The sequence below is a fragment of the Paenibacillus sp. 2TAB26 genome (assembly GCF_052115145.1).
Lineage (GTDB): Bacteria > Bacillota > Bacilli > Paenibacillales > Paenibacillaceae > Pristimantibacillus.
On the sequence record NZ_JBFRGC010000019.1, the window covers coordinates 143189 to 156671 of the forward strand.

Below are 13483 nucleotides of genomic sequence, written 5' to 3' on the forward strand. Positions count from 1 at the left end.
AGCTCCGTTTTTGCGGTTATGGTTGCTTTTTATGTAATGCAGCTTTATTCTTTAAATGAACAATGAGCATCGACAGAGGAGCTAGTCCATATGGCAAACGACATTGAAATCAACTTGTATAAAGATTGGATAAATACGGTGAAAGAAATCTTCCGGGGGTCAGGACATCCTTTGCCTGAATCCATTAGCGATCGGGAGGCAGCAGTTGCTTACTTCTCGCAGACCGCACAATCGAAAGAGGAAGCAGAGCAGCAGGCGGATGCCAATGAAGAACGCCTTGCCTCGCTGCAGCAGACGATCATCGATCATTTTGAAACGGTTATTGTGCCGGATATTCGCAGCAGAACAAATTATGCAGGCGATCGTTTTGCTTTCAAATGGTTGTACAACAAAGGCGAGCATATCGTTGAAGAGCACTCATCCTACCGAATTCCGCTCTCTTAAGAGCGGGATTTTTGCATCGTATAGGCAGCGCTTCCATTTTGTCTAATTTTCATATGATAAAATATTGAATTAGTGATGTAGGCACGGCAGATTACCAGCATTATAATGTAGATGCCTTAAAATTTTACGCGAAAAAGTAAACGCTTACCTCAGCCGATACTAACGAATGAAGTTTGCTGCGCAAAGCTTTAAGGAGGAACCGTTTGTATGAAGAAGAGCATTCGAACAATGGGGCAAAGAATGAACAATATTCGAATCAAAAAGAAACTTATTATTTCTTTTATTCTCGTTGTTTTTGTACCGGTTCTTATCGTAGGCATTTTTCTTACCGTCGCTTTTAGGCAAAATGTACTTGATCAAGCGACCCAGCAAATTACGAATAACGTCGAGCGAATTAAGAAGCAGACCTTGGATATTATACGCATGCCAATCGAAATTTCCGACAAGCTGCTGGTCGATAGCAGGTTAACGAACGTCGTCAACACGCAATACAGCTCCACGTTTGATGTCGTTAAGGCGTTTTGGGATTACCGTGATTTTAAAGATTACATTAAACTATACAGTGAAGTCTACAACATACGCTTTTATACGACGAATATGACGATACTCGACAATTGGGAGTTTCTGAAAGTTACCGATCCCATTGCGGAAACAGACTGGTATAAGTCAGCAATGAAGCGCGACGGCATTCACTGGGAATACATTAAGGATGAAACCAAAAATAACCGCCGTTATTTGAGTCTGATTCGGAAGATCACGTTCCCAACATATCGGACAAGCGGCGTACTAGTGATAGGCGTGAATCAGGATGAGCTTAATGCGATGATTAGCCAAGAGCCGTTTGATACGATGATTATTGATGACAATGGTTATATGATTGCAGCGAAAAACCCCGAATGGGTAGGTAAAAATATTTCTGAATTAGACTTTGCCAGTAAACTGACGAATAAAGCAGCAGGCACCTATGAATTCAAATACGAAGGAAAACCTTCGAAAATTGTTATCGAGGATCTTCAGCCTGAATCAAGCTTTAATCGGTTGAAAATCGTATCTGTATTTACAATTGATAGTATTGTAAGTGGAGCTAATCGCATAAGCTTGCTTGGGCTAGGCATTATTTTGCTAAGCTTAGTTATAGCCTTCGTTATGATTTATATTTTTTCTGCGATTATATCGAAGCGGATGCTGGTCCTGAATAAAGATTTGAACAAAGTAGCGATGGGAGATTTGAACGTGATTTCGCATGTGACAGGCAATGACGAGATTGGCATCCTGTCCAAGCAATTCAACAACATGGTCGTAAGTATTCGCGGCTTAATGGACGAGGTAGCGGAATCGCATAAACAACAGGCCCAGCTGCAGCTTAGACAAAAGGAAATTAAGCTGAAAATGATGGCCAGCCAAATCAATCCTCATTTTTTGTTTAACGCGCTTGAATCGATTCGAATGAAGGCTCATATCAAGGGCGAGACAGAGATTTCTTCAATCGTTCGTATGCTTGGTAAAATGATTCGTCGAAATTTAGAAATAGGCGCGCGCAAAATTGCATTAAAGGATGAACTCGAAATGGTGCGCTGCTATTTGGAAATTCAAAAATTCAGATACGGTAACGATCGATTGACGTTTCGCCTGGATATCGATGCTAACGGTCAGGATATCGAAATTCCGCCGCTTATTATTCAGCCTCTCATCGAGAATGCTGTTGTGCATGGTCTTGAAAATGTTGCTGAGGGCGGATTCGTATGGTTAAAGACAGAGGTCAGTGATCATATGCTTCGGGTTGAGGTATCCGACAATGGCGTAGGAATCAGCGATGAAAAGATTAATGAAATCAATGAATCGCTGCATGATATGGAAGAAGAGGAAGAATACCGAATCGGGCTGCGCAATGTCCATCAGCGGCTGGTCATGATCTATGGGGACGGATATGGCTTGACGCTGAAGAGCGAGCTTGGAGCGGGTACACGCATTACTTTTGAAATTCCAATAGGGGGTCATTCGCTTGCATAAAGTACTCATTGTAGACGATGAACCGATGATTCGAGAAGGACTGCAAACATTAGTTGATTGGAGCAAATACGGATTTGCCGTCGCAGGGACAGCATCCAATGGACGCGAGGCAGTCGAGAAGCACGGCGTGCTGAGTCCTGATTTGATTCTGATTGATATCCGCATGCCTGGCATGGATGGACTACAAGCGATTGAGGAAATAAGGAAAACAGACAATAGCTGTCATTTTTTAATTTTGAGCGGCTATGCGGAGTTCAATTATGCTAAGCAAGCGATCGCGCATAATGTGGATGGTTATATTTTAAAGCCGATCGATGAAGATGAGCTGGAGAGCTATGTCGAACGTGTCTCTGCTCAGCTCCAAAGTCAGTCGGAGCAGCGCCAAAACACAGAGCAATCGGTTGCTTTACTGCGTGAGGAGATGCTGTATCAGCTCTCAAGCGGGAAGCTGGATGCAAATACGGCTAACAGTCACGAGCTGAAAACATTATTGGGTGAGCCTGCGAAATATTACCAGCTGATGTTGATCGAGCTCTACAGCAGGGAACATTCCCTTACACTGAATGCAACGCTCAAGAAGAAGCTGACAGACATTGTTGAAGAGAAGCAAATCGGCTGGGTTTTTTCTGCCGAGCCTTATATTGGGATATTGCTTAAAGATTATATGCTCCAAAATGGCTCGCGCGAGCAAATGAAGCTGTGGATCGAGGAATGCTGCGGAACGAAGGTGAAATTTGCAGCTGCGGCAAGCGAACCCGTTCGCGAACCCGCGGAGCTGCAAAAATGGTCCATGCCCATTCACGACTTATTGAAGCAGCGGTTCATGCTGCAAGGACAGTTCATCCATATGGCGTCTTTAGCCGAGGAAAGACAGCAGGCGGAGGCTAAGCTTAGCAATCAATTATCAATCGAAAGCCTTGCTCAAAAGATTTATTATATGCTGGATATCGGGAGCAAAGAGGGAATGGACAACGCGATGCAGGAGGCGTCCAATCAAATTATCGCTTATGATTGTTCCGAGCCGTTCGTCAAATCGAGCTGGGCGCAGCTTCTCACGATCGTACTAAATAAAGCGGCCTTGTCTAATCCGCAGCTATCACTTCATGAGGATCTGTCGATGATTACCGCCCTGTACCTTGCCCATCATTATGAGGAAATGATTGTGCAGCTGCAAACCCGTCTGTCGGAGCTGGCGATGAAAACTTCGAAATCAGACAGCTTGTCGGTCATGAAACAAATGACTGACTTTATTGAACGTCATTATAGCGAAAATATTAAGCTGGAAACGCTGGCTGATCTTTTTAATTACAATAGCGGCTATTTAGGCAAAATGTTCAAAAACTATACGGGTGAGCATTTCAACACGTATTTGGATCAAGTGCGAATACAGCATGCCATTGGGCTGCTGCAGGAGGGGCTCAAGGTTCATCAGGTGTCGGAACGGGTCGGATATGCGAATGTTGATTATTTCCATAGTAAATTTAAAAAGTATAAAGGGGTATCGCCCTCATCCTTTAAAAGTATTTCTGGTAGAACGGCTTTGGAATAGGAAGCTGTTGTTCCTATAATCTTATTATTACAAACATCTATTTCACAGGACTGATAGAGTCGCTGACGAGCTAGATGTTTTTTTTATTTTTTTTATATAACCAACGGTTATGAAAGCGCTTGAAAGAACGTATTTTCATATGATTTTAGGTCTAATTATATGGGTGCCGGAGGATAGGTTCTATCGTTTATGATAAGTACAGATAAGAGAGGGTAAGCTACTCACCACATAAGGTAGCTTGCGAAGACGTTTTTGCACGAAGCAGAAACAGTAGGAGGAGCAGCTATGAAACCGCTAACAGATAGTCCTAAGCAGTTAAGGGCGACAAACAAAAGGAATCGATTTTGGTTCAAAGCCATTCAGCAGCGTTACTTGTACATGATGTCGCTGCCATTCGTCATCTGGATCTTCCTATTCAGCTATGTGCCGGTATGGGGCTGGTTGACCGCATTTCAGAATTATAAGCCGAAAAACGGGATATTGAATCAAAAATGGGTAGGCTTTGACAATTTCGTAGAGCTGTTTCAAGACGAAAGATTTTATATCGTTTTGCGAAACACGCTGGCAATGAGTACGATGGGGCTTATCGTAGGGTTTACGATTCCAGTTATTTTTGCTCTATTGCTGAATGAAATAAGAGGGCAGTTTTTTAAGCGCTCAGTACAAACCATTTCATATTTGCCGCACTTTGTATCTTGGGTTGTTGTTGCGGGGCTTGTAACGAAGATGCTGTCAACAGACGGCGGTGCGATTAATCAATTATTGATGTATCTTAACATCATTGATACGCCGATTCAGTTTATGGCCAAGGGCGAATGGTTCTGGAGCGTCGTAACCTTATCGGATTTGTGGAAGGAAATGGGCTGGAATTCCATTATCTTTTTAGCTGCGATGGCGGGAATAGATCCTGAGCTTTATGAAGCATCGACTGTCGATGGGGCAGGCCGATTCCGCAAAATGTGGCATATTACATTACCGGGAATTAGAACAACCTTTATGGTGCTATTCATATTATCGATCGGTCATTTAATCAGCATTGGCTTTGAGAAACAGTTTTTGTTAGGAAATCCTCTTGTATCCGATTTTTCAGAAGTGCTCGATCTTTATGCGCTGAAGTACGGTATTCAAATGAGCCGATATTCGTATGGTACGGCAATCGGTATCTTTAACTCCGTCGTCAGCATCCTATTAGTGTTTATCGCGAACGGAATTTACAAACGAGTCACCAAAGAATCAATCATATAGGAGGTGCGGTACATGCAAGGAGCTATGAGAAGAAGTACAGGCGATAAAGTTTTTGACACATGCATTTATGTATTCATGATCATCGTTGCTATCGTAACGTTGTATCCGTTCCTGAATGTACTAGCGATATCATTTAATGATTCGGTAGATACGGTAAGAGGCGGTTTAACTATATACCCTCGCGAATTTACACTCAAAAATTACGAGACGATTTTCGGCTTTGAGGGACTGCTTGTAGGCTTCAAAAACTCGGTTATTCGTACCGTTTTGGGAACGCTCATTGGGGTGTTGTCGGCATCCATGATGGCTTACACCTTAAGTCGTCCAGACTTCCAAGCAAGAAGATGGATGTCCGTCGTATTCGCACTCACGATGTATTTCTCAGGCGGTCTCATTCCAGGGTTTCTGCTTATGAAAAACTTAGGTTTGATTGGTACGTTTTCGGTTTACATCATTCCTGCTATTTTGAGCGTTTGGAACGTGTTCATCGTCCGCTCTTATATTGACGGGCTTCCGTATGCACTCCAAGAATCAGCCAAAATTGATGGGGCAAATGATTGGACTATATTTTGGAAGGTTATCCTTCCGCTTTGTCAGCCTGTACTCGCTACAATTGCTTTGTATATTGCTGTTGGACACTGGAACGCTTGGTTTGATACTTACTTGTTCAATAATAGGAGTCCAGAGAATACGACACTGCAGTATGAGCTGATGAAGGTGCTGCTATCCACGCAAACGGGCAGTAATTACCGTGACCCTAATGCGCAGCAAACGCTGGCGTCGGTTTCACCGGAGTCTATCAAGATGGCGATTACGATCGTCGTTACGGTACCGATTTTGCTAGTTTATCCTTTCCTTCAGAAGTATTTTGTCAAAGGCATGACGCTTGGCGCAGTAAAAAGTTAATATTGGTAATAGCAGGTTTCCTGTTATATACACAAGCATGATGAACGAGAAAAAGGGAGGCTTTCAAGCAATGAAAAGAAAAATGCAAATGGCTTTAAGCTTGGTATTGGCACTTGTATTCGTATTTGTCACGGCATGCGGCAATTCGAATAATGAAGGCGGCAAAAATAAAGAAACGAACGCACCAGGCAATTCCACGAATTCACCAACAAATGCAGTAGAGCCGGAGAAGGGTGATCCGATTACGATTCGTATCGCTTCTGGCGACGCGAACCCGAGCTGGGATGATATGAAGTCAGATGTAGGGCAATTTATTGTAGATAAAACAGGAATTACGATTAAACAAGAATTCCCTGTCGGCGGCAGTGACACAGATATGTTTGCCCTTATGGTAGCAAGCGACGAGTTTCCAGATATGGTTATGCCAAAAGGCAGTGCAGGCAAATTGGTTGATGCTGGCGCACTGATCGATCTTCGACCTTTGATTGAGGAGCACGCACCAAACTTGAAAAAGATTTACGGCGAATACTTTAACCGTCTTCGTTGGAGTAAAGATGACGACGCGATTTATGTGCTTCCCCAAGACGGCGTAGGGCAAACCTACTTCGAAGCTGGCGGCGGTTTCCAATTGCAGCACCAAGTGCTTGAAGCTGCAGGTTATCCGGAAATCAAAACGGTACAAGACTATGAAGCTGCAATTAAAGCTTATATTGAGAAGAACCCTAAAACAGCTGATGGCCAGCCGACAATCGGCATGTCGCTTAACGGCGGTGAATGGCAAATTCTAATTTCAGTTACAAACCCGGCTTTCTATGCAACAGGCGCTCCAGATGATGGCGAGTTTTTCGTTAATCAAGACACACATGAAGCGATCATGCATTACCAGCGTCCTGAGGAAAGAGAGTATTTCCGTTGGTTGAACCATATGAACGATATCGGTTTGCTTGATAAAGAAAGCTTCGTTCAAAAATATGATCAATATAAATCAAAAATTGCTTCCGGCCGTGTGCTTGGACTTATTGACCAAAACTGGGATTATGGCGAAGCAGAAAACGCTTTGAAAGCAGCTGGCAATTTTAAATCAACTTACGCTCGTTTTCCTGTAACGCTGAATGATACATTCCAAGATCACTCTTTCCAAGGCACAGGTTATCTATCTGGTTATGGAATTGGAATTACAAAGGATGCAAAAGATCCAGTACGCTTAATCAAATTCCTTGATTACCTTGCATCTGATGAAGGTCAAGTAATAGTTAACTGGGGTATTGAAGGCAAGCATTACAATGTAGAAGGCGGAAAACGTGTTATTCCTGCAGATGTTCAAGCTCAAAAATCAAATGATGGCAATACATTTAAGAAAACAACAGGTATTGGCAACTACTTGATTTCTGCTCGCTACGGCGATGGCGTGAAGGATCCTTCTGGAAACTACTATACGACGACATTCCCAGAGCAAATTCAAACGGCTTATTCTGAAGAAGACAAGAAGACGCTAGCGAAATACAATGCGAAAACGTACAGAGACCTATGGCCTGCTGACGATGCATTCCCAGTTCGCAAATACGGCGCAGCTTGGACACTTCCGTTCGAGACGGGCTCGCAAGCAAACGTTATTTTCCAAAAAACACAAGATATTATGAAAAAACGTATCCCTGAAGCGATTCTTGCTAAACCAGCAGACTTCGATAAAATCTATGATGCATTTCTGAAAGATCTTGATGATGCAGGTGTAGCAAAATTGAATGCTGAATTTACAAAAATGGTGCAGGATCGTGTGGAGCTTTGGTCGAAATAAGAGTCAAAGTGAATTGGCAGGGAGAGGGCTCATCTAATGAGCTCTCTCCCTTGCTGTTAATTAACATAAACTGAAGGGAGATTGAAATAAAAATGATAAACGAGAAACTTCCGAAAATATGGTACGGCGGAGATTACAATCCGGAGCAGTGGGATGATGAGACGATGACAGAGGATCTTCGCATGTTCAAGCTTGCGAACATTGATGTTGCAACGGTTAACGTTTTTTCTTGGGCGCGGATTCAACCAAGTGAAGAAACCTATGATTTCACTGAGCTGGATAACATAATTGACAGACTTCATGGCGACCAAATTGCTGTTTGCCTTGCTACAAGTACGGGGGCTCATCCGGCATGGATGGCGAAGAGAGATCCGGATGTCACTCGTGTCGATTATGAGGGCCGCAAACGTAAATTTGGAGGACGCCACAATTCCTGTCCGAGCAGCCAAACCTACCGGCAGCATTCGGGACGCATCGCTGGGAAGCTGGCTGAGCGTTATAAGGATCACCCTGCGATTGTCGCTTGGCATATTTCGAATGAATATGGCGGCTACTGTTATTGCGATAACTGCGCCGACGCTTTCCGAATATGGCTGCAAAAGCGTTATCACACGATTGAACAATTGAATAAGGTTTGGTATACAAATTTCTGGGGCCATACTTTTTATGACTGGGATGAAATTGAACCGCCTAATGCGCTTAGCGAGGAATGGGGCGGCAATCGAACCAACTTCCAAAGCATATCGCTTGATTATCGCAGATTTCAATCGGATGCTCTACTTGATTGTTATTTAATTGAACACGAAGAAATTCGCAAGCACTCGCCCAACATTCAAATTACGACAAATATGATGGGTACTTACCCTGAGCTTGATTATTTCAAGTGGGCAAAACATTTGGATGTCATCTCGTGGGACAATTACCCGTCGATCGACACTCCCGTAAGCTATACAGCAATGACGCACTCGCTTATGCGCGGTTTGAAAAGTGGACAGCCCTTTATGCTGATGGAGCAAACGCCGAGCCAGCAGAACTGGCAAGCCTACAACGCTTTGAAGCGCCCTGGCGTCATGCGGCTTTGGAGCTATCAGGCAGTAGCGCATGGCGCGGATACCGTCATGTTCTTCCAGCTGCGCCGCTCGATCGGAGCATGCGAGAAATATCATGGCGCTGTCATTGAGCATGTGGGCCATGAGCATACGCGCGTGTTTCGTGAGTGCGCGGAGCTTGGTCATGAACTGACGAAGCTTTCAGATAAGCTGCTTGATTCGCGAATTGATGCAAAGGCAGCCATCGTATTTGACTGGGAAAACCGCTGGGCAGTTGAGCTATCCAGCGGTCCAAGCGTAGCTTTAAAATACGTGGACGAGGTTCATAAGTATTACGATGCCTTGTTTGAATTGAATGTTCAAACCGATATGATCAGCATTGAAGAAAATTTCGAGCAATATGATCTCGTCATTGCACCGGTTATGTATATGATTAAACCGGGTTTTGCGGAGAAGGTTGAAGCGTTCGTGGAGCGCGGGGGCACCTTCATTACGACTTTTTTCAGCGGCATCGTTAATGAGAATGATCTCGTAACTACGGGCGGCTATCCAGGCAAGCTGCGCAAGGTTCTTGGCATTTGGGCGGAGGAGATCGACGCGCTGCTGCCAGGCCAACACAACCAAATGGTGATGAAAAAAGTTGATGGGGCTCTCAGCGGCACCTATACATGCAGTCTGCTATGTGATTTGATCCATTCTGAAGGTGCTGAGGTTATTGCTGAGTACGGCTCAGATTTCTATAAAGGCATGCCAGCGGTTACCGTTAATAAATTTGGCAGCGGGGAAGCTTGGTATATAGCTTCCAGTCCTGATAAAGAGTTTCTGCAGTCGCTGCTCACGAACCTATGCAAGGACAAAGGGATTGAGCCAATCTTGTCCGTACATACAGGGGTCGAAGTAACACGCAGAAATAAAGATGGGAAATCCTTTACTTTTATTTTGAACCATAACTCTGAGCCTTCTGAGCTTCAGCTTGGCGCTCAGCAGCGAACAGAGCTTCTCACGGGTGAGATTGTCAGCGGCACTTACAGCTTATCTGCTAAAGGCGTTATGATTATTGAACAATAAAACATTTGCCTATTGAAATCGTTATTGAAATCGCCCTGGATAAGCTCCGCAGCTGGGTGTTTGGCATATGCTGTTGATAAAAGCCCGGTGTGAGGGGAGCTGCACTTTTGTCTACGAAGCGGCAACGTCATTTATTGAGCTTGCTCGTGCTCATAATGTATGTTTTACTCGTTCTTTTGTTATTAGCCATATTTCTTTAAATAAAGGGTTGCCTGCGACTAAATCATTAGTCGGGGGCAATCCTTTTTTTAATGTAAGAAAGAATATTATTTGCTCCAGATTATCTTGTATATCTCCGTCAAAGCTGATGCAGCATCCAGAGGACATTGATGGCGTTTTTGTTTGTGTTGGAATATTGCAACCTGCTATTACAAATAATGAACCAGAAGAAAGCAAAGCGGTTACGGAACTTTAGCTTCAGGCATAGAGAAAAACCGTAGCGGAAAAGGAGGATTGTTTTGTGGCGACCAAAAGCAAAAGTCATTACAAAAAAATGTCCATGTCACCAAAAGAATATCAATCGTTCGCAAAAACGATGGAGCCGCCTCGATCTGTACTTGGGAATTGTTTGAAAGCATTCGTTTTCGGCGGGGCAGTATGTGTATTTGGACAGGTTATACAGGAGCTTTATGTCCATTTGATGGGAATGAGCGAAGAAGCGGCAAGCAATCCAACCGTTGCAACGCTTATTTTGATATCCGTTATTTTAACGAGCCTAGGCGTGTACGATAAAATTGCGCAATGGGCTGGTGCTGGCTCAGCAGTGCCTGTAACCGGATTTGCCAATTCCATGTGTTCGGCTGCTTTGGAGCATCGGAGCGAGGGTCTTGTGCTTGGTGTTGGCGGCAATATGTTTAAGCTGGCTGGTTCAGTGATTGTTTTCGGTACAGTCGCAGCTTTCTTCGTAGGTATCGCTCATCTTATTCTCGGAACTGGGGGTCAGTAATATGCTGCGAGGGAAACAATCATGGTGGTTTGAGAAACGCCCGGTAATAATCGGCGAAGCGACCGTGGTCGGTCCTGATGAGGGAGATGGTCCGCTTGCAGCCGATTTTGATCTCGTCCATCCTGAGCTAGACATGCAGCAAAAAAGCTGGGAGAAGGCAGAGCGGCTGCTGCTGGAGCAAGCCTCGGAGTTTGCAATTCAAAATGCCGGCATCGAACGCGACCAGCTTCAGTTTTTTGTCGGCGGAGATCTCATGAATCAAATTATTAGCAATAGCTTTGCTGCTCGATCACTAGGAGTACCGTACATTGGCGTATTTGGCGCATGCTCCACCTCGATGGAATCATTGGCGCTTGCATCGCTCTTCGTGAATTCAGGCTCAGCCACTCATGTGCTGGCAGGCACTTGCAGTCACAATTGCACAGCTGAGAAGCAATTTCGTTATCCAACGGAATATGGCTCACAGAAGCCGCCTACCGCTCAATTTACGGTTACGGGTTCTGGCGCAGCTGTTGTCGCTGCAGAAGGTGACGGCCCAGTCGTGGAATGTGCAACCATCGGGAAAGTCATAGATCTCGGCATCACAGATCCATTTAATATGGGAGCTGCAATGGCGCCCGCAGCTGTAGATACGATACAAGCCCATTTTAACGATACAGGCCGATCTCCTCGTGATTATGATTTAATTGTAACGGGTGATTTGGCTGGAGTAGGGCATCCCATTGCAAAGGAATTGCTTATGAAAAACGGCGTTCCGATGAACGAAACAGTGTTTGGCGATTGCGGCCTTATGGTATATGACGTTCAGAAGCAGAAGGTACAGGCAGGGGGCAGTGGATGTGGTTGTTCAGCCGTCGTTACTTACGGACATCTGCTCAAACGAATCAAGAAAGGCGAATTAAACCGAATTTTAGTCGTGGCGACGGGTGCATTATTATCGCCGCTCTCGTTCCAGCAAGGCGAGAGTATTCCATGTATAGCACATGCTGTTGCCATTAGCGCAGGAGGGAGCAAGCATATATGATCTTTTTGTGGGCTTTTTTAGTTGGTGGAGGAATTTGTGTGATCGGTCAGCTGATGTTTGATGTTCTTAAGCTGACTCCTGCCCATACGATGTCGACCTTAGTGGTCATTGGCGCTATCGTTGATGGTTTTGACTTATATGAACCGCTCGTCAAGTTTGCTGGAGCGGGAGCTACGGTTCCGATAACAAGCTTTGGTAATGCCCTCGTACACGGCGCATTAACCGAATTGCATACGCAAGGCTGGATTGGCGTTATATCGGGTATCTTTAAAGTAACTAGTGCCGGCATTTCGGCAGCGATTATATTTTCCTTCTTGGCAGCACTTGTCGTCAGGCCAAAAGGATAACCATTTATACACTTAAGTTGGAGGGTCCTGTGGGATCTTCCAATTTTTTTTGTAGCGAAAAAATTTGTGTACTGTAAAGGAAGTACTGTAAAATAGTAGTATTGAATACTAACTCATGCGTTATTTCGGGAGGTTATGAAATGGATATTCGTCCTGCAGACATGCAATTATGTTCTACTATTCTCCGAAACTTAGAATCTTGTATCCTCGGCAAACAGGAAGAGATCCAAAGATTGTTAATTGCCGTCGTTGCAGGTGGACATGTTCTGCTTGAAGACGTGCCAGGCACGGGCAAAACACAATTAGTGAAAGCGTTGGCAAAGTCAATAGGCGGCCAGTTCCGCCGGATACAATGCAATCCCGACTTGCTGCCAACTGACATAACAGGCGTTTCCATTTACCATCCCAAACAAGAAACCTTTTTATTTCGTCCGGGTCCAATTATGGCCAATATATTGCTAGCCGATGAAATCAATCGCGCAACAACGAAGACACAATCTGCATTGCTTGAGGCGATGGAAGAAGGACATGTAACGGTTGATGGCGATACATATGAGCTGCCTCGTCCGTTCGTTTTGCTCGCTACCCAAAATCCAATTGAATTTGAAGGCACTTATACGCTTCCGGAGGCGCAGCTGGACCGGTTCATGATGAAGCTGTCGCTCGGGTATCCAAGTGAAACAGATGAGCAGCAAATGGTGCTCTCTAATGAAGGAATACATCCATCTGATCGCATTCAGCAAATGATTAATATATCCGATATGATCCAAATTCAGGACCAAGCGCTTAAGGTGCATATTGATGACGCCGTAGGCAAATATTTAGTTTCATTAATAAGAGGAACGAGAGAAAACGCGAATGTAATGCTCGGTGCAAGTCCTCGTGCAGCGCTAGCGCTGGCAAGAGCGGCTAAAGCGAGCGCTTATATTCAGCAGAGACAGTTTGTAACGCCTGATGATGTGAAGGAACTTGCTCCATACGTGCTTTCGCACAGACTTCTTCTGAGAATGGAAGCTAGAATGAACGGTCTTAAAGCGGAGGATATCATCGAGCAGGTGATTCAGTCCACGAAAGTACCGGTTCGGCTAGAGCGTTAGTCG

Annotated in this window: 12 protein-coding genes; all 12 read left to right on the forward strand. The window is 44.5% G+C overall.

Translation table 11 applies throughout. The annotated features are described in order from the left end of the window. The first annotated feature begins 90 nt into the window (after nucleotides 1–90). The 12 genes from AB4Z50_RS21930 to AB4Z50_RS21985 all read left to right on the forward strand — a co-directional run bounded on the left by AB4Z50_RS21930 (nucleotide 91) and on the right by AB4Z50_RS21985 (nucleotide 13480). Entirely contained in the window at nucleotides 91–444 is a 354-nt protein-coding gene (locus AB4Z50_RS21930; protein WP_441882133.1) for a hypothetical protein, read from the forward strand. Between the two features lie 207 nt (nucleotides 445–651). Then, nucleotides 652–2454 carry a cache domain-containing sensor histidine kinase gene (locus tag AB4Z50_RS21935; protein WP_441882136.1) on the forward strand — a complete coding sequence of 601 codons (1803 nt, stop codon included), beginning with the start codon at nucleotides 652–654 and terminating at the stop codon, nucleotides 2452–2454. Continuing rightward, on the forward strand, nucleotides 2447–4003 hold the full coding sequence (locus tag AB4Z50_RS21940) for a response regulator transcription factor (protein ID WP_441882139.1): 1557 nt from the start codon (nucleotides 2447–2449) through the stop codon (nucleotides 4001–4003). Before AB4Z50_RS21935 ends, AB4Z50_RS21940 begins: the two co-directional genes overlap by 8 nt. 285 nt (nucleotides 4004–4288) lie before the next feature. Further along, the gene (locus AB4Z50_RS21945) at nucleotides 4289–5248 is read left to right on the forward strand and encodes an ABC transporter permease (protein ID WP_441882142.1); all 960 of its coding nucleotides are present in this window, start codon (nucleotides 4289–4291) and stop codon (nucleotides 5246–5248) included. A 12-nt stretch (nucleotides 5249–5260) separates the two neighbouring features. Beyond that, nucleotides 5261–6154, forward strand: a complete 894-nt coding sequence (locus AB4Z50_RS21950; RefSeq protein ID WP_430061753.1) for a carbohydrate ABC transporter permease — start codon at nucleotides 5261–5263, stop codon at nucleotides 6152–6154. 70 nt (nucleotides 6155–6224) lie between these two features. Next, nucleotides 6225–7949 (forward strand): ABC transporter substrate-binding protein, encoded by a 1725-nt coding sequence (locus AB4Z50_RS21955; RefSeq protein ID WP_441882146.1) that lies wholly within the window; start codon nucleotides 6225–6227, stop codon nucleotides 7947–7949. A gap of 92 nt (nucleotides 7950–8041) precedes the next feature. Further along, nucleotides 8042–10066: a beta-galactosidase gene (locus AB4Z50_RS21960; RefSeq protein WP_441882149.1), complete on the forward strand. Its 2025-nt coding sequence runs from the start codon at nucleotides 8042–8044 to the stop codon at nucleotides 10064–10066. Between the two features lie 67 nt (nucleotides 10067–10133). After that, nucleotides 10134–10481, forward strand: a complete 348-nt coding sequence (locus AB4Z50_RS21965; protein ID WP_441882152.1) for a hypothetical protein — start codon at nucleotides 10134–10136, stop codon at nucleotides 10479–10481. A 45-nt stretch (nucleotides 10482–10526) separates the two neighbouring features. Further along, the gene (spoVAC, locus tag AB4Z50_RS21970) at nucleotides 10527–11012 is read left to right on the forward strand and encodes a stage V sporulation protein AC (protein WP_076270077.1); all 486 of its coding nucleotides are present in this window, start codon (nucleotides 10527–10529) and stop codon (nucleotides 11010–11012) included. A 1-nt stretch (nucleotide 11013) separates the two neighbouring features. Beyond that, the gene (gene spoVAD, locus AB4Z50_RS21975) at nucleotides 11014–12036 is read left to right on the forward strand and encodes a stage V sporulation protein AD (protein ID WP_076270076.1); all 1023 of its coding nucleotides are present in this window, start codon (nucleotides 11014–11016) and stop codon (nucleotides 12034–12036) included. After that, the gene (gene spoVAE, locus AB4Z50_RS21980) at nucleotides 12033–12383 is read left to right on the forward strand and encodes a stage V sporulation protein AE (RefSeq protein ID WP_076270075.1); all 351 of its coding nucleotides are present in this window, start codon (nucleotides 12033–12035) and stop codon (nucleotides 12381–12383) included. Before spoVAD ends, spoVAE begins: the two co-directional genes overlap by 4 nt. A 140-nt stretch (nucleotides 12384–12523) precedes the next feature. Continuing rightward, on the forward strand, nucleotides 12524–13480 hold the full coding sequence (locus AB4Z50_RS21985; RefSeq protein ID WP_076270074.1) for an AAA family ATPase: 957 nt from the start codon (nucleotides 12524–12526) through the stop codon (nucleotides 13478–13480). Nucleotides 13481–13483 lie beyond the last annotated feature (3 nt).

Bases quoted from the DNA above. Each gene is read 5' to 3' on its own strand.
- AB4Z50_RS21935 (WP_441882136.1), top strand. From the start codon at position 652: ATGAAGAAGAGCATTCGAACAATGGGGCAAAGAATGAACAATATTCGA.
- AB4Z50_RS21965 (WP_441882152.1), top strand. From the start codon at position 10,134: ATGCTGTTGATAAAAGCCCGGTGTGAGGGGAGCTGCACTTTTGTCTAC.
- AB4Z50_RS21950 (WP_430061753.1), top strand. From the start codon at position 5,261: ATGCAAGGAGCTATGAGAAGAAGTACAGGCGATAAAGTTTTTGACACA.
- spoVAE (WP_076270075.1), top strand. From the start codon at position 12,033: ATGATCTTTTTGTGGGCTTTTTTAGTTGGTGGAGGAATTTGTGTGATC.
- spoVAD (WP_076270076.1), top strand. From the start codon at position 11,014: ATGCTGCGAGGGAAACAATCATGGTGGTTTGAGAAACGCCCGGTAATA.
- AB4Z50_RS21960 (WP_441882149.1), top strand. From the start codon at position 8,042: ATGATAAACGAGAAACTTCCGAAAATATGGTACGGCGGAGATTACAAT.
- AB4Z50_RS21930 (WP_441882133.1), top strand. From the start codon at position 91: ATGGCAAACGACATTGAAATCAACTTGTATAAAGATTGGATAAATACG.
- AB4Z50_RS21955 (WP_441882146.1), top strand. From the start codon at position 6,225: ATGAAAAGAAAAATGCAAATGGCTTTAAGCTTGGTATTGGCACTTGTA.
- AB4Z50_RS21985 (WP_076270074.1), top strand. From the start codon at position 12,524: ATGGATATTCGTCCTGCAGACATGCAATTATGTTCTACTATTCTCCGA.
- AB4Z50_RS21945 (WP_441882142.1), top strand. From the start codon at position 4,289: ATGAAACCGCTAACAGATAGTCCTAAGCAGTTAAGGGCGACAAACAAA.